Annotated in this window: 17 protein-coding genes and 1 pseudogene; 9 read left to right on the top strand and 9 right to left on the bottom strand. The window is 37.0% G+C overall.

What is annotated here, in order from left to right:
• Position 1: 1 nt before the first annotated feature.
• The 4 genes and pseudogenes from feoB to AC3WSK_RS12735 all read right to left on the bottom strand — a co-directional run bounded on the left by feoB (position 2) and on the right by AC3WSK_RS12735 (position 5,887).
• Positions 2 to 1,990, bottom strand: a pseudogene (gene feoB, locus AC3WSK_RS12750) (ferrous iron transport protein B).
• Positions 1,987 to 2,214: a FeoA family protein gene (locus AC3WSK_RS12745; protein WP_079563825.1), complete on the bottom strand. Its 228-nt coding sequence runs from the start codon at positions 2,212 to 2,214 to the stop codon at positions 1,987 to 1,989. The pseudogene feoB and the gene AC3WSK_RS12745 overlap by 4 nt, the downstream one beginning before the upstream one ends.
• Before the next feature lie 121 nt (positions 2,215 to 2,335).
• Positions 2,336 to 3,037 (bottom strand): response regulator transcription factor, encoded by a 702-nt coding sequence (locus tag AC3WSK_RS12740; RefSeq protein WP_079563822.1) that lies wholly within the window; start codon positions 3,035 to 3,037, stop codon positions 2,336 to 2,338.
• A 132-nt stretch (positions 3,038 to 3,169) separates the two neighbouring features.
• Positions 3,170 to 5,887, bottom strand: coding sequence for an ATP-binding protein (locus tag AC3WSK_RS12735; protein ID WP_079563819.1), 2,718 nt, complete (start codon positions 5,885 to 5,887; stop codon positions 3,170 to 3,172).
• Positions 5,888 to 6,530: 643 nt separating this feature from the next.
• Between AC3WSK_RS12735 and kdpA the strand changes: the two genes are divergently transcribed.
• The 3 genes from kdpA to kdpC all read left to right on the top strand — a co-directional run bounded on the left by kdpA (position 6,531) and on the right by kdpC (position 11,113).
• Positions 6,531 to 8,234 (top strand): potassium-transporting ATPase subunit KdpA, encoded by a 1,704-nt coding sequence (kdpA, locus tag AC3WSK_RS12730; protein ID WP_079563815.1) that lies wholly within the window; start codon positions 6,531 to 6,533, stop codon positions 8,232 to 8,234.
• Positions 8,235 to 8,387: 153 nt separating this feature from the next.
• Positions 8,388 to 10,451 carry a potassium-transporting ATPase subunit KdpB gene (gene kdpB, locus AC3WSK_RS12725; RefSeq protein WP_079563813.1) on the top strand — a complete coding sequence of 688 codons (2,064 nt, stop codon included), beginning with the start codon at positions 8,388 to 8,390 and terminating at the stop codon, positions 10,449 to 10,451.
• An 11-nt stretch (positions 10,452 to 10,462) separates the two neighbouring features.
• Complete coding sequence (gene kdpC / locus AC3WSK_RS12720) at positions 10,463 to 11,113, top strand: K(+)-transporting ATPase subunit C (RefSeq protein ID WP_427483605.1); 651 nt, start codon at positions 10,463 to 10,465, stop codon at positions 11,111 to 11,113.
• A gap of 251 nt (positions 11,114 to 11,364) precedes the next feature.
• On the opposite strand, the gene AC3WSK_RS12715 is transcribed toward kdpC, so the two are convergent.
• Positions 11,365 to 12,420, bottom strand: a complete 1,056-nt coding sequence (locus AC3WSK_RS12715; RefSeq protein WP_492413418.1) for a 2,3-butanediol dehydrogenase — start codon at positions 12,418 to 12,420, stop codon at positions 11,365 to 11,367.
• A gap of 1,053 nt (positions 12,421 to 13,473) precedes the next feature.
• Between AC3WSK_RS12715 and AC3WSK_RS12710 the strand changes: the two genes are divergently transcribed.
• Both AC3WSK_RS12710 and AC3WSK_RS12705 read left to right on the top strand, forming a co-directional pair.
• The gene (locus AC3WSK_RS12710) at positions 13,474 to 14,775 is read left to right on the top strand and encodes a DEAD/DEAH box helicase (protein ID WP_079563807.1); all 1,302 of its coding nucleotides are present in this window, start codon (positions 13,474 to 13,476) and stop codon (positions 14,773 to 14,775) included.
• Between the two features lie 12 nt (positions 14,776 to 14,787).
• Positions 14,788 to 15,681 (top strand): deoxyribonuclease IV, encoded by an 894-nt coding sequence (locus AC3WSK_RS12705; RefSeq protein WP_079563806.1) that lies wholly within the window; start codon positions 14,788 to 14,790, stop codon positions 15,679 to 15,681.
• Positions 15,682 to 15,802: 121 nt separating this feature from the next.
• Here the strand turns inward: AC3WSK_RS12705 and AC3WSK_RS12700 are convergent, their stop codons facing one another.
• Entirely contained in the window at positions 15,803 to 16,039 is a 237-nt protein-coding gene (locus AC3WSK_RS12700) for a Nif11 family protein (RefSeq protein ID WP_079563463.1), read from the bottom strand.
• A gap of 307 nt (positions 16,040 to 16,346) precedes the next feature.
• Between AC3WSK_RS12700 and AC3WSK_RS12695 the strand changes: the two genes are divergently transcribed.
• From AC3WSK_RS12695 to AC3WSK_RS12685, 3 genes are read left to right on the top strand one after another with little or no spacing between them, the layout of a single operon-like run.
• Positions 16,347 to 17,093 (top strand): metal ABC transporter ATP-binding protein, encoded by a 747-nt coding sequence (locus AC3WSK_RS12695; RefSeq protein ID WP_079563462.1) that lies wholly within the window; start codon positions 16,347 to 16,349, stop codon positions 17,091 to 17,093.
• 13 nt (positions 17,094 to 17,106) lie between these two features.
• On the top strand, positions 17,107 to 17,970 hold the full coding sequence (locus tag AC3WSK_RS12690) for a metal ABC transporter permease (RefSeq protein WP_079563461.1): 864 nt from the start codon (positions 17,107 to 17,109) through the stop codon (positions 17,968 to 17,970).
• Positions 17,967 to 18,389, top strand: coding sequence for a Fur family transcriptional regulator (locus AC3WSK_RS12685; protein ID WP_079563460.1), 423 nt, complete (start codon positions 17,967 to 17,969; stop codon positions 18,387 to 18,389). The genes AC3WSK_RS12690 and AC3WSK_RS12685 overlap by 4 nt, the downstream gene beginning before the upstream one ends.
• A 218-nt stretch (positions 18,390 to 18,607) precedes the next feature.
• Here AC3WSK_RS12685 and serC read toward each other — a convergent pair whose 3' ends face one another.
• The gene (gene serC / locus AC3WSK_RS12680; protein ID WP_079563459.1) at positions 18,608 to 19,696 is read right to left on the bottom strand and encodes a 3-phosphoserine/phosphohydroxythreonine transaminase; all 1,089 of its coding nucleotides are present in this window, start codon (positions 19,694 to 19,696) and stop codon (positions 18,608 to 18,610) included.
• A 614-nt stretch (positions 19,697 to 20,310) separates the two neighbouring features.
• On the opposite strand from serC, the gene AC3WSK_RS12675 reads away from it, so the two are divergent.
• Positions 20,311 to 20,850 carry a hydrolase gene (locus AC3WSK_RS12675; protein ID WP_079563458.1) on the top strand — a complete coding sequence of 180 codons (540 nt, stop codon included), beginning with the start codon at positions 20,311 to 20,313 and terminating at the stop codon, positions 20,848 to 20,850.
• Positions 20,851 to 20,885: 35 nt separating this feature from the next.
• On the opposite strand, the gene AC3WSK_RS12670 is transcribed toward AC3WSK_RS12675, so the two are convergent.
• A complete protein-coding gene (locus AC3WSK_RS12670) occupies positions 20,886 to 21,395 on the bottom strand; it encodes a PCYCGC motif-containing (lipo)protein (protein WP_079563457.1) in 510 nt (169 codons plus the stop codon).
• 79 nt (positions 21,396 to 21,474) lie between these two features.
• Positions 21,475 to 23,787, bottom strand: coding sequence for a YhgE/Pip family protein (locus tag AC3WSK_RS12665; RefSeq protein WP_492413413.1), 2,313 nt, complete (start codon positions 23,785 to 23,787; stop codon positions 21,475 to 21,477).
• Positions 23,788 to 23,859 lie beyond the last annotated feature (72 nt).

Here is a 23,859-nt window from a genome sequence, read left to right as displayed (position 1 = left end):
TCTATACACCCCACATCAATAAATTCCCAATACCATAAATCATAAGTGCAATTAGATATGCTACAACAAATGGATAGATAGTTGCGAATAATGTCCATTTCACAGACTGTGTTTCTCTTTTTATTGCACCTACTGTGGCTAAACAAGGCATGTACAGTAAAACAAAGGCCAAGAATGTATAAGCACTTAAAGCTGTAAAATGAGTTGTCATTGTAGATGATAAGACACCTTCACTTACGCCATAAATAATCGCCATCGTTGAAACAATCACTTCTTTTGCCAGGAATCCAGCAATTAGGGATGCACCGGCTTGCCATGTTCCAAAGCCAAGTGGGATAAACAACACACCGAAAGCGCCTCCAATAATTGCTAAAAAGCTATCATCCATATTGATATTAGCGCCATGTGGTCCTAAATAAGAAAGAAGCCAAATAATCACGGAACCGGCAAAGATTATAGTACCAGCTTTACGGAAAAATCCTTTTCCTTTTTCCCAAGTAGAACGCCAAAGTGTTTTTAGCTGTGGTACATGATAGGCTGGTAATTCAACAATAAAAACTGAAGTTTCATTTTTTAAGATCGTCATCGATAATAATTTTGTTACAATAAGCGCTACCACTATACCCATTACATATAGGGAGAATACTACTAAGGATTGATGTGCAGTAAAAAATGCTGCACCGAACAAAGCATATACAGGTAACCTTGCTGAACAGCTCATAAACGGAGCAACAAGAATAGTTAATAGTCGTTCTCTTGGCTGTTCAATTGTTCTCGCAGCCATTACACCCGGAACATTACATCCAAAGCTAACAATCATCGGAATAAAGGCCTTGCCGTTTAAGCCGAAAAATTCCATAAGGCGATCCATAACAACAGCAATTCTCGCCATATACCCGGAATCTTCTAATAGTGAAATAAAGAAAAATAGTACAAAGATTTGTGGAATGAACACTAAGACGCCACCAACCCCTGCAATGATCCCATCACATATTAAATTAATAATAAAAGGGGATGCACCAAATAGCTTCTAAGCCTTGCGTAACAGTATCTGTTAGCGGGCCGCCTACAAATCCATCCAGATAATCAGATATCGGGGTACCAATCCATGCAAACGTTGCCTGAAACATTAAAAACATAAGTGCTAAGAAAATTGGAATACCTAAAATCGGGTGTGTTAGAATTTTATCAATTTTCTCTGTCCATTGTGTTTCACTTTTCTCTTGTATGATTACTTCGCTGTAAATGTTAGCAATATATAAATCACGCTTTTTAGCAATAGCTTTATTTAATGGTTCACCTATTTGCTTCTCTAAAGCATCACGTACTGCAGCTAGCTGTTCAAAATATTCATTATCTTTCAAATAAGCATCAACAGCTTCATTCCCTAATAAAAATTGAATAGTACACCATCTTTTTTGTTCCTCAGGTATATGCTGTAATAATGCTTCAATTTTTGCGATACCTTCTTCAAGTAGGTCATCATAGGTTAATGTAAAATGTTGTTGGGTACGATCTGAGTCTTGAATCGCGGCATAAATACCTTCAACACCTTTCCCAGTACGAGCACTTATTGGAATAACAGGTACTCCCAAAGAACGCTGTAATTTCTCGACATCAATTGAAATGCCTTTCTTTTTTGCAACGTCTATCATATTTAAACAAACGAAAACAGGTTTTCTAAGTTCTAGTATATCTACAGTTAATTGCATATTTCGTTCGAAATTAGAGGCATCAATAATATTTAAAATTCCATCTACCTGATCTTCAAGTAAAAATGAAGTCACAACACTTTCATCTCTTGAAATCGGGTTAAGCGTATAGACACCAGGTAAATCAATAATTTCCTTTTGTAGTTTTTTTACTTGTCCTACTTTTTTTCAACGGTTACGCCACTCCAATTGCCAACGTATTCATATGAATTTGTTAACGTATTGAACAGTGATGTTTTACCGATATTGGGGTTTCCTATTAAAGCTAATCTACTCATAATTGTTCGACCTTTATATCCATTAAATCCTTTTTTCTAAGCCCGATTTTCTGTCCTTGACATTCTAAAATACAAGCGCCAGAAAACCATCCTTTTTGGACCATACAAACTTGACAGCCTTCCTTTATACCGAAAGCATTTAATCGTTTACATAAAAGAGTGTCAATTTGCTGAAGATCTTTCACTTTAACTTTTTCACCCAATTGAACCGCATGAAGGTTCATGAGATCTACCTACTTTCTTGTAGTGATAATCATTATCGGAAAAATCTTATCACTTTTTGGCGGGTCTATCAATAATAAGTTTACTATATAAAACAATACTATTTAGCAAAGTTAAAGACTTTTATTCTTCATGACAACGCAGCATTCTATACCCAACGCGGACATGTGTCTGGATTAACTTCGGGTTAGCTGGATTGTCCTCTATTTTCTTTCGAAGAGTAGCCATAAAAACTCTTAGACTGGGAACGTCCGATTGAAGTGCATTGTGCCAAATTTCCTTTAAAATAAAATTATGTGTTAATACTTTGCCGACATGCTTTGATAAAACAACCAAGAGCTTATACTCAATAGGGGTCAAATGCACTTCTTTACCATTTACAAACACAGTATTTGCCGCGTAGTTTATTTGTAAATGACCATTTACAAAGACAGAGGGTTCGTTTTCTAGCTGATGCTCGAACGACATTCTTCTCAAAGCTACTCGAATTCGGGCTAAAAGCTCTTCAACGCTGAAAGGCTTTGTAACATAATCGTCTGCTCCAGCATCTAAAGCATTGATTTTATCGTGCTCTTCGCCACGTGCACTAACTACGATAATAGGTGTTTGAGTCCAGCTTCTAATTTTCGTTATGAGCTCTACACCGTCTATGTCCGGTAGTCCTAAATCCAATATAAATACGTCTGGGTTCATGGCAAGAGCCTTTTGTAGAGCACTATTACCATCTCGTGCAATGTCGAATTCATACTGCTGAGTAGCTAATGTCATTTTAATTAAATTGCCAATGGCTATATCGTCTTCTACTACTAGAATTCGTTTATTCATCGAATTTCATTACTCCTTTTTCGGCTCTTTCCCATAACATGGATGGGAGTTATTTCTGTTCCTAATAGGCGATTACAAAGGAGGGCTGATCAGAATCCCGCCTATGACGTTGATCCCAAGAAGTCGCCCAATTTAATAAATGTCATCCTTAACTTTTGGTAAAGAGCTTTTTTTCAGTGAAAAATTAAAAATCGTTCCGTTTGGTTTATTATCTGAAACTGTTATTTCGCTCCCATGTAATTTTAAAATAGTTTGACATAGAGCCAAGCCTAAACCCAGGCCTCTTCGACTATCACTACGCTGTACTTTTCCAGTTGTAAATGGCTCAAAAAGGCTTCCTTTTATAGCATCATCAATACCAGGTCCATCATCAGAAATGCTGAAGTGTACTAAATGTTCAGATTCTTTTACCCGTATAGTAATAACACTACCTGATGGTGTATAGGTCAATGCATTATCAATAATATTAATGAGAACTTGAATAATAAGTCGCGCATCCATTAAAGCAAATACAAATTCAGGTTCAATTTGATAGGTTATTTCATGGGTATTATTTAGACGAACGACATGTGTTAGTGCCTCTTGAATAATTTCTTCTACTAGTTCCATTTGTAACTCTAAAGCAAATTGTCCATCTTCTAACTTAGACACAGCAAGTAAGTTTTCAACCATTTGTACAAGCCATTTGGAATTTTTATAAATATCCTCATATATTCTGCTTTTTTCATCCTCTCGAATTTGGGATGCATTTGATAGTAATATATCTGCATTACCAGAAATAGCAGTTAGCGGTGTTCTTAAATCATGAGAAACTGCACGCAAAAGGTTTGCTCGTATTTGTTCCATCTCAGCTTCTCTAGCTACTTCTTCATTGAGTTTTTGTAAATACCATTTATCAAGTGCGAATGAAAAATCATTGATAATGGCATGCAAAATATTTCGTTCAAATGCAGGTAACGGTGATTGCTTTGACAGTGCAATACCAATCACGCCCTTAACACGCCCGTTTGAAATAACCGGTACGTAGTAGGCATTCACTTCGGGAAATATATCAGTGGACACACCTGCTACATGCTTATTATTGATAACCCAGCTTACTACACCATGTTCATTCGGATTCTCAAAGAAGGAAGCTATTTTATTATTTTCAATACTAGATATGCTCTCAGCTCGGAAAAAAAATGAGTTCTCAATTAAATTATTTTCTATTTCAAAAAATTGTACGGGTCTTTCTACTAACTTAACGATTTGTGACATGCCTTCCGTAATAATTTCTTCTATCGATTTAGCATGTTGAAGCCTGCGATTCGTATCAAGGAGCACTTCCATTCGATAAGATTTACGAACAGCTACAATGGTTTGCTCCTTTATTTTTTTTGTTAAGCTACTTGTAATCACTCCTGAAAGGAACATGATAACAAAGGTCATCGGATAGTCGCGATGATAGGCGTTAAATGAAAAACGTGGTTCTGTAAAAAAGTAATTAAAAAGCAGTACGGCTATGATGGAGCTAATAATGCTCATCATCCATCCTGATGACCAAATGGCAAGAATTAAGACACCTAAAATGTAGATAGTGATGATGTTCGAGTCGCTTACACCAATTCTGTAAAAATATAGCCCAACAACTGAGACGATGCCAAATACTATAGCCATTTTTAATAAGTCAAGCCATTCAAATGACAACTTATTTTTTACAGTAGGGAAGTAGAATTGTTCGTTTTCCTGATCAGGCACTATGTGAATTGCTAAATTCGGTACAAATTCGTTGAGCCGATCACTAATTTTTGTACTTGGTCGCCACCATTTTTTTCTCATACTAGTTCTACCGATGACTAATTTGGTGACACCACTAATTTGTGCATAGTTGGCAAGGGCAGCAGCTACATCATCTTCTTGAACTATTACGACATGGCCGCCAAGCTGTTCAACAAGTTTCAGATGTTGCTGAAGTCGTTCTGAATTTGCGTTATTTTTATTATGCTCCTGTACGTTTTGTACATAAAGAGCGGTGAATTTTCCATGTAATGCCTGTGCAAGTCGAGCGGCAGTTCGAATAACCTTAGCATTAGTGGGAGAGCTACTAATACCAACAAGTAAATGCTCTTCGATTTGTACAGGATTTTTCATAGATTCACTGCTGTTTACCTGCTTATAGTTAATCGTATCTGCAGCTCTTCGTAGTGCAATTTCTCGAAGTGATACTAAATTCTGTTTGCGAAAAAAAGATTGCACTGCTTTTTCAGCTTGTTGTTTTACATAAATTTTACCTTCTTGTAGGCGCTGAATTAACTCATCTGGTTCAATATCGACAATTTTTATTTGTGCAGCTTGATCAATTAAATAATCTGGAATACGCTCCCGTACTTTTATTCCGGTTATTTCCTCTACAATATCGTGTAGACTTTCAATATGTTGAATGTTTACTGTTGTATAGACATGAATGCCCTTTGCAAGTAATTCCTCTACATCTCCAAAACGTTTCTTGTGACGCATCGTTGGAACATTAGTGTGTGCCAATTCATCAATAAGGACAATTTCCGGTTTACGCTTCAGTACTTCATCAATATCTAATTCCTGAAAAGGTTTACCCTTATAAATTATTTTTTTCGTAGGGATTTGTTCAAGTCCCTCAAGTAAAGCTAACGTATCTGGACGAGGATGTGGTTCTACATAGCCAACTACCACATCTTTACCAAGTTTTTGTGCTTGATGTGCTGCATCTAGCATTGCATAAGTTTTACCTACTCCAGCAGCATAACCAAGAAAAATCTTTAACTTCCCTACAAATTGTTCTTCCTGTTGAAGCCTCGCTAAAAACGTCTCTGGAGTTGGACGTGTATTTTCCATCCTCTTTCACCTCATTTGTATTATAGCGCTATCTTCCATTAAGAAAGTATTAAGATTTTCTCTCTTTATAGTTTCTTAATAGAAAAAACGATTTCCTAACACTACATTAATTTGAAAGTCAGTATGATGAGAGCATCCAAAAGAGAGAAGGGGTGTTTCGAATTGATGGACTTTTATATGACTGGCGTACTCATCATAAGCTTTGCGTGTCTTTATGCGTTAACCGCATGGTGCTTTAAGCTAGTCGAAGAGAAGTAAGGGGGAATAACAGGCGTATTGATTAAGAAAATGTAGGTTTAATTATTGGCTGATAAAAGAATGTTATTGTTGATATTTTGCTCATGTAAACCCATTTTAACTGATTGTAGCGTAGGGCTACTCGACTCCCGCGGGAAAGCGAGACCCTGCACGGAGCGAATGTTTTCTGTGCGAAAGCGAAGCGTCAGCGACAAAAAGAGTAGCCCGTAGCGGAAATCAGAGCCTTCTAAATAAGTAGAGTGGGTAAAAATGGTTAATCAACACATTAGGGGGAATAAAAATGTGGATTATTATGGGGATTGTACTTGTGTTCCTTTTCGGTTATCTAGGGTATGCATTACTTTATCCTGAAAACTATTAATAGGCTAGTAGGAGGTATTGCGGTATGTGGCAAATTGCCATCGTATTAATTATTTATTTACCGATCGTTATTTTAACTGGGCACTATCTATTTCGGGTGACAATGCAACAAAAAACATGGCTTGATCCAATAATGGATAGATTTGATGCCGTTATTTATAAATTAAGTGGCATTAAGCAAGTGGATATGACTGGTAAACAGTATGTACTTTCATTAATTTTGTCGAATGCTTTTATGGTTTTTATTGGATATATTCTATTGCGCATTCAAGCTATGCTGTTTTTAAATCCAAATAATATTGACAATATGGAAGCAACACTTTCGTTTAATACCATTATTTCATTTATGACGAATACGAATCTTCAACATTATAGTGGCGAATCAGGACTTAGCTATTTATCACAAATGTTAATCATTATCTTTATGATGTTTACATCTGCAGCTACTGGATATGCCGCTTGTATGGCGTTCTGCCGCCGCCTTGTTGCTAAAACTGATACTATAGGGAATTTCTTTATAGATTTTGTTCGTGTTATTACACGTGTGTTAATGCCTTTATCTATTGTTGTTGCCATTATTTTAGTATCTCAAGGTTCTCCGCAAACCTTAAGTGCGAATCAAACTGTTCAAACAATAGAAGGTAAAGTTCAAGATATTGCACTTGGGCCTGTAGCTTCTCTTGAATCCATTAAGCATATAGGCACTAATGGTGGTGGTTTTAATGGAGCGAATTCAACGACGCCTTTTGAAAATCCAACGGTCATTTCTAATATTGTGGAAATGCTATCTATGATGTTATTACCTGGTGCTTGTGTAGTTGCATTTAGTTTAATGGTCGCACATAGAAAAGAGAAAACGATATTCGGCAAACAAGGTCTATCCATTTTTGTGGCGATGAGTGTGCTGTTTCTAGTCGGATTGGTGACTGTGTATGTGGCTGAGAGAGCGGGTAATCCAATCATTAGTGAGCTCGGAATTTCGCAGGAGCTTGGAAGTATGGAAGGAAAAGAGATGCGCTTTGGGGTAGCTCAATCAGCGTTGTTTACAACAGTGACTACTGCTTTTACAACGGGATCTGTTAACAATATGCATGATACATTAACACCGCTTGGTGGTCTTATCCCAATGTTTAATATGATGCTGAATGTTGTGTTCGGAGGCAAAGGAGTCGGCCTGATGAACATGATGATGTATGTGCTACTGACGATTTTCATCGCCTGTTTAATGATTGGTCGAACACCTCAGTTTTTAGGCAAGAAAATTGAGGAAAAGGAAATGAAATTAATTGCTCTTTGTATCTTAATCCACCCTGCTATTATCCTACTATTTTCAGCACTTGCAGTTACAACAACAGCAGGGGTAGCGGGTATAACGAATCCAGGTGCACATGGTTTATCCCAAGTTTTATATGAATTTGCATCGGCCTCTGCGAACAACGGCTCAGGTTTTGAAGGACTAGCTGACAACTCAACATTTTGGAATGTGACGACAGGACTTGCCATGTTCTTTGGACGGTATTTGACGATCATTATTCAACTAGCCATAGCGTCTTTACTTGCTAAAAAAATGTTTCATAGTGATTCGGTGGGCACATTGAAAACAGATAATACAATTTTTACATTTTTACTTGTTGCTATCGTTTTAATGATTGGTGCTCTTACGTTTTTACCAGCATTAGCACTTGGGCCAATTACAGAGCACTTACAACTTTATCTTCATTCAGCTTAAGACTCCTACCTTTAATGTGGTGAGATGAATTTGAAAGGAATAAATGTGCGTGCACAATTCAAAATCCGGACGCATTGTTTATCTGCAGCGAAAGCAAAGCGTCAGCTACAATTACGCCAAGGCGAAATTGATTTTTAATAAGGAGAGACACTTATGGAAACAGCAAGAAAAAGTTTTATTACGGGCACTATGTTTAAAAGCTCTATGATAGACGCTTTAAAGAAGTTTAGCCCAGCATATATGGTGAAAAATCCTGTTATGTTTGTAGTAGAAATAGGGTTTATGTTCGTACTGTTATTAACACTTTTTCCGAATATATTTGGTAACGAGGTTGGAGAACATGACCGATTGTATAATGCGATTGTCGCTGTCATTCTTTTTGTTACCATTCTATTTGCTAATTTTGCCGAGTCGATTGCAGAAGGACGGGGGAAGGCACAGGTTCAAACTTTAAAAAAGACGAAAACAGTGACACAGGCTCGTGTTTTGCTTAGTGATGGTTCTGAAATACTTAAACAGGCACATGAGTTAAAAAAGGGCGATATCGTTTTAGTTCAAGCAGGAGAGGTTATTCCAAATGACGGGGAAGTCAGAGATGGGATTGCAACAGTAGATGAATCGGCAATAACGGGTGAATCTGCTCCTGTTGTAAAGGAGCGAGGTGGTGATTTTTCATCAGTGACAGGTGGCACGACGGTTACGAGTGATTGGCTGATGATCGAAATTACTTCGATGCCAGGGGAATCGTTTTTAGATAAAATGATTACGCTCATCGAGGGAGCCAGTCGTAAAAAAACGCCAAATGAGGTAGCGCTCAACACACTTTTAGTAAGCTTAACAATTATTTTCTTATTAGTTGTTGTGACACTCTATCCAATGACAACTTATTTAAATGTTCCGATTTCTATCGCAACATTAATAGCCCTGACAGTTTGTTTAATTCCTACAACAATAGGAGGATTATTGTCGGCAATCGGTATTGCAGGAATGGATAGGGTTACACAGTTTAACGTTATTGCGATGTCTGGAAGAGCCGTAGAGGCGTGTGGAGACGTGGATACTTTAATATTAGATAAAACTGGAACGATTACTTATGGCAATCGCATGGCAGCTGAATTTCTCCCAGTAAAAGGGGTGGAAAGTAAAGATTTGATTCAAGTTGCATGGCTTAGTTCTTTAACAGATGATACACCTGAAGGAAAATCAATTTTGTCACTTGCTTGTGAATTAGGAGTGAATACTGACGACGAAGAAAACATTATCAAGTCAAGCGAACATATTCCATTTACCGCACAGACACGCATGAGCGGATTGGATATGAAGGATGGTACAAAAATTCGAAAAGGAGCCTACGATACAATAAAAAAAGAAAGTATGAATGCAGGTCATGGCATTCCTACAAATATGGAACAGCTGATTCAGCAAGTATCTTCTGTTGGTGGAACACCGCTTGTAGTAGCGTTAAACGATAAAATTTTAGGTGTTATTTATTTAAAGGATGTCGTAAAGGCTGGACTCAAGGACCGCTTTGATCAGCTTCGAGCAATGGGTATTAAAACAATCATGTGTACAGGAGATAATCCGCTAACTGCAGCAGCTATCGCAAAGGAAGCTGGAGTAGATAGCTTTATTGCAGAAAGTAAGCCAGAAGATAAAATTCAAGTTATTAAAGATGAGCAAGCACAAGGTAAAGTTGTAGCTATGACTGGTGACGGCACGAATGATGCGCCAGCACTGGCACAGGCGAATGTAGGGCTTGCCATGAATTCAGGAACGAATGCAGCGAAGGAAGCTGCTAATATGGTCGACTTAGATTCAAATCCAACTAAAATTATTGAAGTTGTAGAAATTGGGAAGCAATTGCTGATGACTCGAGGTGCCTTAACAACATTTAGTATTGCAAACGATATCGCAAAATACTTTGCCATTATCCCAGCTATGTTAATGGTTGCTGTACCTGAGATGAGTGCATTAAACATTATGAATCTCAATTCACCTACAAGTGCGATCATTTCTGCTTTAATTTTTAATGCGGTCATTATTCCATTGTTAATACCAATTGCAATGAAAGGCGTCAAGTATAAGCCGATGAGTGCTGCAAAATTATTAAATAAAAATTTACTTGTTTATGGCGTAGGCGGTATTATTGCTCCCTTTATTGGTATTAAGTTGATTGATCTATTAGTTGGGCCACTATTCCATACGTTTGGGTTATAGGAGGAAGCTACATGCGAAAATTTTTTGAGAACTCAAAGCAAGCAATACTCATCACACTAACTATGTTTGTTTTATGTGGTTTTATATACCCATTTGCAGTGACTGCATTAGCCCAAGGGTTATTTCATCATAAAGCAAATGGTAGTTTAATAGAGACGGATGGTGAAGCTGTCGGCTCAGAATTAATCGGTCAAGCTTTTACGGCACCAGAATATTTCTGGGGGCGTGTCTCATCTGTTAACTATAATGTTTATATGAAAGAGGATACGATACCAGACGAAAAGGGGCGGGTGAATTATAGTGGTGTAAGCTCTGGAACGTTTAACTATGCACCATCTAATCCAGAATTGAAAAAACGGATAGAAGCAGATATCGAGAAGTTTTTACTAGCAAACCCATCCGTAAAACGACAAGATATACCTGCTGATTTAATGACCGCTTCAGGTTCAGGATTGGATCCACATATCAGTGTGAAGGCTGCAGAAATACAAGTCGAACGTATTGCCCAAGCAAGTGGGCTTTCGAAGGATGAGATTGAAAAAATTATAGAAGCAAATACAGAAAAACGTTCGTTGGGGATTTTTGGAGAAAGTAAGGTGAACTTCCTTATGGCTAATTTGGATATTATGAAAAAAATGGAGGGAAAAGAGGCTCATCAATAAAAGTTGGGATGGGACTTATGCTAAAACGTATGCCATGAAAAATTGATCTTCATTACGACTGGGCGACTCCTCGGAAGCCCCCAGGAAGCTTTGCTCTGTGCGAAAGCGTAGTGTTAACGTAGCAGCAACAAAGCGCCTAGTCGGAACGGAAATCAACCCTACGTTATGAGAATGAACAATATAGGGGAAACAAATTTTAACAAATCAAAAACAGGTAGAGAAACTATTTTCTCTACCTGTTTCACTATATATTAAGCTTGTGAATTTACAAGAATTTTAATATGGTTTCGCTCTTTCATTAGTACTTCAAAGCCTTCTGTTACGACTTCCTCAAGAGCAATTCGTTTTGTCACAAGTTTTTCAGCAGGGAAGTAGCCTTGTTTCATTAATTCCATAACTGCTGGGAAAATATCGCGATAAGCAATAATACCTTTTACAGAACGCTCTGATAGTACGATATTATTAGGTAGAATAGAAGCGTCTGTTTCCCAAATAGAAACGATAATTGTTTCACCTTCAAATGTTGTTGAATCAATCGCTTGCTGCAATACAACAGGAACACCTGTAACTTCAAATGCAACATCTACGCCACCATTTGTTAATTCATGTAGACGAGCTACTGCATCCTCATCTTTAGGGTTAATAACAGCTGTAGCGCCAAGCTCTAATGCTTTAGCAGCACGCTCTGCTGAAAGTTCTACCGCATAAATTTCCGCTGCTCCAGCTGCTCGCAATGCCTCGATAACTAGAAGACCGATTGGCCCAGTACCAAAGACAGCTGCTGTATCACCAGCTTTTAGTTTACTTTGACGAACTGCATGTAATGCTACTGCCGCTGGTTCAACAAGTGCACCTTGTTCATAGGAAAGACCCTCGGGCATTTTGTGTACCATTTTTTCATCTACCATTGTATATTCAGAGAAACCTCCGCCACCGCCAGAAAGACCGTGGAATCCTAAATGCTTACAAATATTATATTTTCCTTTTTTACAAGCGGCACATTCGCCACATGCAAGAATAGGTTCTACAACGACAGGATCTCCAACTTGTACCTTTGAAACACCTTCGCCAATTTCTACTACTTCACCAGAAAACTCATGGCCCATAACAATTGGCGCAATATCTTTACTTACATAGTGAGGTTGTTCCACTGGAATGAATATTGGGCCAGCTGCATATTCATGTAAATCACTACCACAAATCCCTGTCCAATGTACTTTAATTTTTACTTTTCCAGGTGCGATTACTGGTTCTTCAATGTTTTCTACACGGATGTCTTTTGCTTTATACCATCTTGCTGCTTTCATGATAAGTCAACCTCCTCTAGTATCTTACATCTTTATCGTAACATATGGTAATTCTGTAAGGCATTAGTTAACAATGAATTGACATAAAAAATACTTATTCATAGCTCCTTCTAACAGCATTAGGTGGGTTCAGCTTGTCGACAAAATAATAAATATAAAATAAGTGTCTTATGTGTTGATTAACCATTTTTATACATTTGAATTAATTCGAGTAACCCTACGCTACAATCAGTTAAAATTGGGAATATATTAGCGAAATAGAAACAAAAAACCCTTTTATCGGAACAATTTTAAGATTTATCGGAACCTTTTCGAGATATATCGGAACAATTCTAAGATTTGTCGCCCTAATTTTCAAACTTATCGCCCAACTTTAATTCACCTCAAAAATACACCTATTTTTAAAAAGCACACCTGATAAAGTGTCTCAAAAAACAAAGGTTAATTTTTACTCCAAGTGGCTGATTTCCGTAAGAGTCGCCGCCCTCAGCGAAAAATCAACGGTTCTTCATCATTAGTACGAGTACCAAACTGAATCAAAATAGTATTAAAATTAACATACTAAAAATATCTAGACTAAATTATTATGGTAGCTCACCATAGAGAAAATCTCCTCAAAAAATAGGAATATCAAGGTCTTACAATTAAATTACCTTACAGCTTTATGCAATTAGGAGTAGCGTTTGTTTACAGGTCTGAGTGCAATTTTTATTGCATATTCACAGTATTTCGAGTAACTTTGATAAGGGCTTTGCTACAGCCATGATAAAAATTAAAAATTATGTTCATGCTTTAGATAATAGGACGTTAATATACCTCATGCGTGTTGATTAGGAAAATATAGATTTATTATTGACTGATAAAATTTTTTTTGTTGATATTTTGCTTATGTAGTCCATTGTAGTTGGGCTACTCGACTCAGTGGGAAGACAAGTAGCCCAGCGGTTATCAGAGCCTTTCAATTAGGGTGGATAAAACGCTTAATTAACACACCTGAATATACCTAAAAGTTGAATCATGATACAATGTGAAAGATGTTAGGAGGAACGAATTATGTCAAAATATACTGATTATAATTTTCAGCCATTTTTGCAGGACGCAATTGCAGAACTTGGCTTTACAGAACCAACGCCGATTCAAAAGGAAATCATTCCGCTATTATTAAAAGGAAAAAGTGCAATCGGACAAGCGCATACAGGAACAGGAAAAACACATAGTTTTTTAATTCCAATAGTGCAACGAATTAATGCTGATAAGCAGGAAGTACAAGCTGTTATTACGTCACCTACACGTGAGCTTGCACAACAAATTTTTGATGCGTTAAATCAATTAATAGAAGGAACAACAATTCAAGCGAAATTATTTATTGGAGGTACGGACAAACAACGCTCCATTGATAAGTTAAAAACACAACCACAAATTGTTGTCGGAACGCCAGGACGTATTCGTGATCTCGTTTCAGCGCAAGCGTTATTTGTGCATACGGCGCCAATTTTAGTTGTCGATGAGGCAGATTTAGCCTTCGATATGGGCTTTATAGAGGAAATCGATGGTTTTGCTTCCCAAATGCCAGAAAACCTTGAAATGTTTGTATTCTCAGCAACAATTCCAGAAAAGCTTCAGCCTTTCTTAAAAAAATATATGGAAGCACCTGTTCATATCCATATGAACGATAAACGTCCGGTCGCAGAAGGAATTGACTTTGTGCTTGTACCAGTGCGTTCGAAATCACGTAACAAACGTTTGTTGGAAGTTATTGAAGGGATCAATCCATTTTTAGCTGTCATTTTCACTAACACACGTAAAACTGCAGAGCATGTTGCAGGCTACTTAAATGAAAACGGGATTCGCTGTGGTCAAATACATGGTGATTTAAGTCCGCGTGATCGTAAGAAGATGATGAAGCAAATTCGAGATTTGGATTATCAATATATCGTTGCAACAGATCTTGCAGCGCGTGGTATCGATATTCAAGGGATTTCACATGTCATTAACTACGAAATTCCAGAGGACTTAGAATTCTTTGTTCATCGTGTGGGACGTACAGCCCGTGCAGGTAATAAAGGAACTGCTATCACATTATTTGAGCCATCAGATGAAGATGCAGTAGTACGTGTTGAGAAAATGGGTATTCCATTTGTTCAAAAAGACGTGAAAAATGGCGAATGGTCTGAATTAAAAGAGCGTCATGCACGTAAAAATCGTGTGAAGCATGAAAATGAAATCGATGCAAAAGCTAAATCATTAGTACGTAAGCCGAAAAAAGTAAAACCAGGCTATAAACGTAATATGAAATGGGAAATGGACAAAATTAAAAAGCGTGAACGTCGCTTAAAAGCTCGCGGTAAAAAATAAGGAGGCTTTCAAATGCTACTTGGATCACATGTTTCAATGAGTGGAAAAGAAATGCTGCTCGGGTCAAGTAAAGAGGCTCTTTCGTATGGGGCAAATACCTTTATGATTTATACAGGAGCACCTCAAAACACTCGTCGTAAGCCAATTGCTGACCTTAATATTATGAACGGTTTACTACACATGAAAGAGCATGGCATGACAAATATTGTTGTTCATGCTCCATACATTATTAATATTGCAAACACAGAAAAACCTGAAACTTTCCGTCTAGGTGTAGATTTTTTACAAACTGAAATCGAACGAACAGCGGCGTTGGAAGCAACACAAATTGTGTTGCATCCGGGTGCCCATGTTGGCGCGGGAGCAGACGCAGGGATTGCCAAAATTATTGAAGGTTTAAATGAAGTACTGTCACAGGATTACCCGGTACAAATCGCATTAGAAACAATGGCGGGAAAAGGAACTGAATGTGGTCGTTCTTTCGAAGAGCTTGCGAAAATTATAGATGGTGTAACACATAATGAACGTCTTTCAGTATGCTTTGATACGTGCCATACGCATGATGCTGGTTATAATATTGTAGAAGATTTTGATGGCGTCTTAAATGAGTTTGATAAATTAATAGGTGTTGACCGTATCAAAGTCCTGCATATCAACGATTCTAAAAATGTTCGCGGTGCAGGAAAAGACCGTCACGAAAATATTGGCTTCGGTCATATTGGCTTTGATGCATTAAAGTATGTTGTCCATCATCCGCAATTAATGGAGGTTCCTAAAATCCTAGAAACACCATTTGTCGCATTAAATAGTGATGCCAAATCAAAATCGGCTCCTTATAAACATGAAATTGAAATGCTTCGTAATGGAGAGTATAAACCAGAGTTAATCGACGCTCTAAGAGGATAGAATAAATAAGCCCGAAATCAGCTGCATGAATACTGATTTCAGGCTTATTTTATTTTTATTTAGTAAAAGTAATTGTAGCTAAAGTGCAATGTCAGCTATAAGTACACAAAGATGAAATTGATTATTTCGTAAACAATGCAATTAGTTGTCTGGAACGCTTTCTACCTAAAACAGCTTCAACCTCTACAAGAATATCTTTTGGAATACCTAAAAAAAGCCATGAAAATGAGAATTGCTCCAAATAAGGCCGGAGTTTTTTTACTTCAGAAGTAGTAATTTCAAACCCTTCAGAACGTGCAATCGCAACGATTTCCTTATCACTACTTTGTGTTAATTGCTGTAAAAATTGAATACTCAAAGCTAATCCTCCTTTTAAAGTTGTTTATTTTTTAAAACAAAATCATTCTTGTGAACGTCGTGACAGCTATGAAATCCTTCACAATAAAATCTTATTTTCTGGCCATCACCAAAAGTTGTGGATACCATTTGTTAAAACGTATGCCATGGATATAAGTTGATTGGAGTGGAGACTGACGCGCCCAGTAGGAACGAAAAATCAACCACACGTTATGATGATCTTATTTTCTTTACAAAAACTGTACTTTCATTTATACTTACAACTTGTTAAATCGTAATGATTTTGAATTAGAAAGAAGAGAACATACATGAAAGAATCATTAATTGATATTGAAAACGTGTCATTTCAATATGACTATACACAAGTATTAAAAAATATCTCTTTCCGAGTGGAAGAGGGAGATTTTTTAGCACTTCTAGGTCCGAACGGTTCTGGGAAATCTACATTATTAAAAATTATTTTAGGGTTACTAAAACCAATGTCTGGAGAAATTAAACTATTTGGTGAACCAAGTACAACTTTTAAGCATCGTGAATGGATTGGGTATGTGTCACAAAAATCGAATGCCTTCAATTCAGGGTTTCCAGCAACCGTACAAGAGGTTGTGAAAAGTGGATTATCCAAAAAATTAGGCTTATTTAAAAGACCTGGACGAGATGCAAAGGAAAACGTCTTAGAAGCATTAAAAGCTGTTGGAATGGAAGCATTTATGAATCGTAATATTGGAGAGTTATCTGGTGGGCAACAGCAACGTGTCTTTATTGCAAGGGCATTAGTTAGTGAACCGAAGCTATTAATATTAGATGAACCAACTGTCGGCATTGATCACGAGAATGTGCAGTCCTTTTATGATATGCTGGCGAAATTGAATCGGGAACAGGGAATTACAATGATTCTTGTTACACACGATGTGGATACAGTGTCCAATCGTATCAGTCATGTAGCATGTTTAAATCAAACTATCCACTTCCACGGTTATAAAAATGAATTTGATACAATTTCTCACGATGCGCTTGATGCTTGGTACGGTCATTCCGTGAGAAAGATTCACTAGAAGGAGAAGGCTAATGATTGAAGCAATATTTAACTATGAATTTTTACAAAATGCCTTTTTCTCTGGGCTAGTTATTGGCATATTGGCACCGCTGCTAGGTGTTTTTATTGTCGTTCGAAGGCTCTCACTTATTGCTGATGCCTTATCACATGTGACACTGGCAGGTATAGCGGGAAGCTTATATATCAGTCAATCTGTTACAGCCTTGGCAATGCTAAATCCAATTTACTTAGGTATACTGGCTTCTGTCAGCGGTTCCATTTTAATTGAGCGTCTAAGACGTGTATATAAGCACTATGAAGAACTTGCTATTCCCATTATTATGTCAGGTGGGATTGGTATTAGTGCAATCTTTATCTCGCTTGCAAGCGGCTTTAGCACGGATTTAATGAGCTATTTATTTGGTTCAGTGTCAGCTGTATCACGTCAGGATTTATGGGTAGTAGTAGGAATTGCTGTTGTTGTCGCTATCTTTTTGTTTATATTTTTCAAGGAACTCTTTGTTTTATCTTTTGACGAGGAATATGCAAAAGCTAGCGGTCTGCCTGCACGTTGGATTCATCTCTTATTTATGATTATTACAGCACTTGTTATTGCTGCAAGTATGCGCATCGTTGGTATTTTACTTGTATCATCACTTATGACGTTACCAGTAGCTGCTGCAATGCGACTTGCAAAGGGCTTTAAGCAAACAATCATCTATGCAATTGTCTTTGGCGAAGCGGCTGTGTTAATCGGTTTAGTTAGTGCTTTCTATTTAGATTTAGCACCTGGTGGTACGATTGTCGTTACTTCTATCTTAATTTTATTACTTGTTATCCTAGTGAAGAAATTAGTATTTAAAATGGCTGCAAAACAGGGGGAGGTAGCGCAGTGAACGTTTCTAAAGCGTGGGGAATTTTAAAAGAAAACGGCTATAAAAAAACAGATAAGCGGGAGTTAATATTAGATATGTTTGCAGCAACAGATAAATATTTAACTGCTCGAGATTTATTAGGTGTTTTGAAAAAAGATTTTCCGGGTATGAGTTTCGATACGATTTATCGCAACCTTTCAACGTTTGTGAAGCTAGGAATACTGGATGAAACTGAGTTATCAGGGGAGCGGAATTTCCGTATGCATTGTGAGTCTGAACATCATCACCATCATTTTATTTGTATGGATTGTGGCAATGTTAAGGAGCTAAATCTCTGCCCTATGGAAATGCTTGGAGAAAAGCTGCCAGACTATGAAATTGAAAACCATAAATTTGAGATTTACGGTAAATGTCCCGAGTGTAAACCTGAAGCTTTGTAAAATTTGAGATGATAATACTTAAAGGAAGGGGTAATTCCAAGTGAGGTTTCACTAGGAATTACCTCTTTTATCGTAACTATGTTGTTCTACTAGGAGCTTCAATGCTTCGACTTTTATTGCTCTTATGATATGAAAAGATATATCGTGGGAATTTGCCCTCTATCGCAAATAATAAAAAAGACGAATGATTTTAAATAAATCATTCGTCGATTTTTTTATTATTGATGTTTTTGTTGGAATTCTACCATAAAGTCACGTAAAGCTTCACAAGTCTCTAACGGTACAGCATTATAAGTAGAAGCACGGCAGCCTCCTACAGAACGGTGTCCATTAAGTCCAACAAAGCCTGCTGCTTTTGCTTCAGCAAGGAATTGTTTTTCAAGTTCCTCATCAGTAACACGGAAAGTGATGTTCATTAAAGAACGGCTTTCTGGTGTTGCATGGCCTTTATAAAATCCGTTGCTATTGTCAATGGCATCATAAATGACTTTTGCCTTTAACTCATTGTGCTTCTCAATTTCTGCAACGCCGCCTTTTGATTCTACCCATTTTAATACTTCACCTAGCATATAGATACCGAAAGTTGGTGGCGTATTGTATAAAGAGTTGCTATCAGCATGCGTTGAATATTTTAACATTGTAGGAATGTTATTATTCGCATTCTCTAATAAATCTTTGCGAATAATAACTACTGTTACCCCAGATGGACCAAGATTTTTTTGAGCTCCTGCATAAATAAGACCAAATTTACTTATATCAACTGGTTTAGAAAGAATATCACTAGACATATCCGCGATTAACGGTACATTGCCTGTTTCAGGGAATTCCTTCCATTGTGTACCGTAAATCGTATTGTTTGAAGTAATATGCAAATATGCATCCTCTTCATTGAATTGAATATCCGCTAAAGCTGGGATATTACGGTATTTATTTTCTTTTGTACTCGCAGCTTCTACAGGCGTACCAAATAATTTAGCCTCTTTGATTGCTTTTTCAGACCATGAGCCTGATAATACGTAGCTTGCTTTTTGATCTGCTTGAAGGAAGTTCATTGGAATCATCGTAAATTGAAGACTAGCTCCACCTTGTAGGAAAAGGACTTCATAGTTTTCTGGGATAGCATAAAGCTTTTTCAATAAAGCAATTGCTTCATTATGTACTTCATCGAAAATGGCACTACGGTGGCTCATTTCCATAATAGACATGCCTGAGTTACGGAAGTTTACTAATTGTTGTTGGGCTTTTTCTAATACTTCTAGTGGTAGGGCAGATGGTCCTGCGTTAAAATTGTATGCACGTTGTGTCAAAGTGGTACACTCCTTGTTTTGTTTTATAAGGCTAAACCTTATTCATAGGTTATTTAGTTCCTACTAATTGATTGTTGAATCTATCATGCTTTTACAGTCAGTTTAATATCATCTAGCAAAATTTTTCATGTAAGAACTTAGAAATAGATACTGACTATTAAAGCGGATAAAAGCACTTTACTGGATTATAACTCAATTTTCAAGAGAAAAAATAAAATTCTCACTATTCGAGCAGAATAATGACAGGCTCGCAACAAAATGTACAAAATTGAGTTAAATTTATAATAGATATTGAAGATTAAACACGAACAAATAGACATTTAGATATGTTAATAAGAGTTAATACTTCGTGATTTAATATATTGGTTAATCGGTGGAATTACAAAATGTTCGTGTTTGTTTATGTGTGGAATAAATCCTCCCCAAATATGTACTCACTTGCATATTCCTCCTCGGAAGGACACATTTCGTGGGTGAGGTCTGAGCCCAGAGAGGGTGTAGATGAAACATCGTGAGGGGGAGCATGCTGAAAGGACGATATTTTTCTAACCTCTCACAAAAACCAGTAATTTTCGGTATAATGAACTGTGAATACGGATTTAAGGGGTGTTTTAATGTATACAATAGATGAGGCATGTTTAGTTGTCGTTGATGTACAAGGGAAGTTAGCGACAATTGTTGATGAAAGCGAATCGGTGATTGAAAATGTGGCCAAGCTGGTACAAGCTATGGAAGCATTGGAGATACCGATTTTATGGCTTGAACAAAATCCTAGTCGTTTAGGTGGGACAGCGTTAGAGATTACTCAGCATATTAAAGGGCAACAACCTATCGCTAAATTGGCTTTTAGTGCGTGCCAGGAACAAGAGTTTGTAGATGCATTGAAGGCAAGTGGTCGTTCTCAATTTATCGTGACAGGTATCGAAACACATATTTGCGTCTACCAAACAGCTCGACAGCTAAAAGAGCAAGGGTTTGAGGTTGAAGTGGTTGCAGATGCAGTGTCGTCTCGTACAAAGGGCAATAAAGAGGTAGGACTTGAGAAGATGAAGGCTCTTGGAATTTTACCAACAAGCGTGGAAATGATTTTATACGAGTTATTACAGCGTGCAGATCATCCACATTTTAAAACAGTGTTACAACTCGTTAAATAACAAAAAAACTCATCATAACGATGAGTTTTTTGTTATTAAGCAGGCATGTCAGTCGGTGTTGGTTTTGCGTAGCCTTCTTTATAGTTATTATCAATTGTTTGACGAATTTCTTTGATGTCCATACCATCTTTATGCATCTTTGCAGACTGTACAGCAATTTCTAGGCAAACGAGACAACGGGTACCGTGATCATCCCAGACAATTGTTCCATCCTCTCGTTTTTCTTCAATAAAGCAGTTTAAATTGCTTTTATGTCCAGCTGATTCGCCACAGCCACAATAGCAGGGCATCCACTCTAAAATTTCTGTAGATTGTCCAGCGATTTGATACACTAAGCGAATATCTTCTGATTTATTGTTTAAAAATGATGGTAAAACATCTGCTGATGCAGTTTCCTCCTGAATATCTCCAGAAGCATGTGCATGTTCTTTGTGTGAAGCTTCTTTTTGTGCTTCATTCTGATTTTTTTCAACAGCTTGTTTATCTTCACCACAAGCACTTAACACTAATAACGACAAAGCAAAAATAGAAAGAAGTTTTTTCAACAAAAGCGCCCCCTATATGTTTACAATATGCCTATTATAACATTGTTCGTTGAAATATTTACAAGGAGGCAAATGAAAATCAATGAAATATATCTGACCCGCGTGTTTTGTTCATGAAATGTTCCATTTTCTCACTCAGTAATTTTTTCAAGAAGAAACCAAATAGAATGAAAATGAGCCAGAAGAAAGATAAAAAGGCTAGATCAACCCATACCTTTGACCAAATAATACCACCAACTGCCTCGCGCATCATTTCAATTGCATAAGTGAAAGGAAGAAATGGATTCATGATTTGGAAAAATCTAGGTAGTAATTCTACTGGATATGTGCCACCAGAACCTGCAATTTGCAGTACTAACATGACAATGGCTAAAGCCTTTCCGACATTTCCGAATACGGATACTAGTGTATAGACAATTGTAACGAACACTAAGCTAATAAATAGCCCAAATGGAATAAAGAAGTAAGGGGCACTAATGGACCCGTCTAAAATAACAATATCTCCAATTGTAATAATGAGCGTTTGAATAAATGAAAAAGTTGCAAATGTTAATAAACGTCCAAAGTATACTTGGCGAATACTGTATTGATCATTATTGTGAATATTTACAGATAGAAGAGAAATTAATAATAAACAACCAACCCAGATGGAAAGTACAGTGTAAAACGGTGTCATAGCTGTTCCATAATTAGCAATTGGAAACATTCTATGTTCCTGAAGCTTAATAGGCTCCTCAAAGAAATCTCGTTCTGCATTAACGTCGTTTTTCAATAATTGAACGATTTCTGAAATATCAGCTTCACTTTCTAATGTTCTCAGCTTGTCTGCAAGATCCTTAATTTTTGTACTTAAAGCAGGGAAATTTGTTTGTACTGTACCGAGTGTCTTATTAGCCGTTGCTAACATATTTTTAGCATTTGTTAAACGATCTGTTGCTTGAGGCAGAAAACTTTTTACATTCGTAAGCATTGTTGATGCATTTGTTAATGTATTTTTGGCAGAAGCTAACGTCGTATGAATTTGTGGCTCTAACTGATCATTATAATGAGTAAGGAATTGCTGAAGATTATTAGAAACATTTTGTGCAACGCTTTGCACATCAGCAAGGTCTTCTTTTATCGTTTCGATATCTATCGTATTTAACTGCTGTACTTTACTTGAGATGTCGGTTAGTAATGTATTCAGCTGATTTAAAGCGGTTAGAGAGCTAAAAGAATAATCAGTAAAACTAGGATTCGCCTGCAAATCTCCACGTATAGTTTCAAGTTGTTCAATTATTTTATTGTTAGTTAGTAAAGTCTTCACATCTTCAGAATTACTTTGCTGTAGTGCCGTCTGGATGTTTAGCACCTTGTTTTCAAGCTGTTTACGAGTCGACGCATCAGCTTGTGTTAATTTTTGAAGCGCTTCAATGGTTTGGATGCTAGTAGTTACTTTCTCACGTGATGCATCTAGCTGGTTTTTAATTGTATCTTTTATTTGCGCAATAGTAGCTGAATCTACATTCGCATTTTGAAGCTTCCCTATTATATCTGTAAATCGTTGAGCAATATTTTGTACTGCTTCTAAATCTTTTTTGATGATAGGGGATAGCTCGTTGAACACTGTATCAGCTTCATTGATCAAATTTAAGCCTCGATGGATCGTTGTTAGACCATCATTCATTAATTTCTCAACTTCGGGAACTTGGGTAATTGTGTGGTTTAGTAATGTCTCAGCTTCTTTACCACCTTTAGCAGCTTGCGCTAAATATGTTTCGATATCTGGGAGATGATGTTCGATTGTAAAAATATAATTTTCAAATTTTCTAAAGTCGGGAATTTCCCGCTCCATCTCAACACCGACCGTATTAAAAATAGAGAAAAGTGTTCCGCTGACAGTTGAAATAAACTCATTAGATACTTGTTGCGTTAAGCCACTCGCGCCTTTACTTGTGATTTTAGGAGCGATTGGATTGATTTTTTCATTTACATAATAATCGATATGCGCTTTTGTAGGCACATTTGACAGTATGGAGGTCAGCTTTTGTGAAAAATCATTAGGGACAACTATAACCGCAAAATAGTCCCCATTTTTTAAGTTATTTATAGCTTGCTCATGAGAAGTAAACTCCCAAGTAAAGTTTTGATTAGTACTTAAATTGTCTACTACCTCGTTACCAACATTAATATCTTCACCTCTAACATTCGCGCCTGTGTCTTCGTTGACAACAGCAATTTTCATGTTGGCAGTATGGGCATAGGGATCCATAGAGGCGTAGATATTAAGCCACGCATAAAGAGAAGGTAAAAAAATGAGCCCACCAATAATGACAGCAACTACCCAGTTTGTTAATATATTATGGATATCACCTTTATAAATTTGAAAAACATTTCGGATAGTGTGTTTCATTTTATTTATCCACTCCACATTCGTATTGAGCATAATAGATGTTATATGTATGTTTCCAAATTTGGAGCGAAT

It is taken from the genome of Lysinibacillus sp. EB271-A1-10B, assembly GCF_058791335.1.
The sequence above is the reverse complement of the archived record's forward strand: the minus strand, read 5'-3'. Positions and strand labels throughout refer to the sequence as shown.

What these genes read in the sequence shown, in the direction of transcription:
- AC3WSK_RS12690 (WP_079563461.1), top strand. Translation starts at nt 17,107, where the DNA reads ATGATTGAAGCAATATTTAACTATGAATTTTTACAAAATGCCTTTTTC.
- AC3WSK_RS12715 (WP_492413418.1), bottom strand. Translation starts at nt 12,420, where the DNA reads ATGAAAGCAGCAAGATGGTATAAAGCAAAAGACATCCGTGTAGAAAAC.
- AC3WSK_RS12705 (WP_079563806.1), top strand. Translation starts at nt 14,788, where the DNA reads ATGCTACTTGGATCACATGTTTCAATGAGTGGAAAAGAAATGCTGCTC.
- AC3WSK_RS12675 (WP_079563458.1), top strand. Translation starts at nt 20,311, where the DNA reads ATGTATACAATAGATGAGGCATGTTTAGTTGTCGTTGATGTACAAGGG.
- AC3WSK_RS12745 (WP_079563825.1), bottom strand. Translation starts at nt 2,214, where the DNA reads ATGAACCTTCATGCGGTTCAATTGGGTGAAAAAGTTAAAGTGAAAGAT.
- AC3WSK_RS12740 (WP_079563822.1), bottom strand. Translation starts at nt 3,037, where the DNA reads ATGAATAAACGAATTCTAGTAGTAGAAGACGATATAGCCATTGGCAAT.
- AC3WSK_RS12695 (WP_079563462.1), top strand. Translation starts at nt 16,347, where the DNA reads ATGAAAGAATCATTAATTGATATTGAAAACGTGTCATTTCAATATGAC.
- AC3WSK_RS12710 (WP_079563807.1), top strand. Translation starts at nt 13,474, where the DNA reads ATGTCAAAATATACTGATTATAATTTTCAGCCATTTTTGCAGGACGCA.
- kdpB (WP_079563813.1), top strand. Translation starts at nt 8,388, where the DNA reads ATGGAAACAGCAAGAAAAAGTTTTATTACGGGCACTATGTTTAAAAGC.
- kdpA (WP_079563815.1), top strand. Translation starts at nt 6,531, where the DNA reads ATGTGGCAAATTGCCATCGTATTAATTATTTATTTACCGATCGTTATT.
- kdpC (WP_427483605.1), top strand. Translation starts at nt 10,463, where the DNA reads ATGCGAAAATTTTTTGAGAACTCAAAGCAAGCAATACTCATCACACTA.
- AC3WSK_RS12665 (WP_492413413.1), bottom strand. Translation starts at nt 23,787, where the DNA reads ATGAAACACACTATCCGAAATGTTTTTCAAATTTATAAAGGTGATATC.
- AC3WSK_RS12735 (WP_079563819.1), bottom strand. Translation starts at nt 5,887, where the DNA reads ATGGAAAATACACGTCCAACTCCAGAGACGTTTTTAGCGAGGCTTCAA.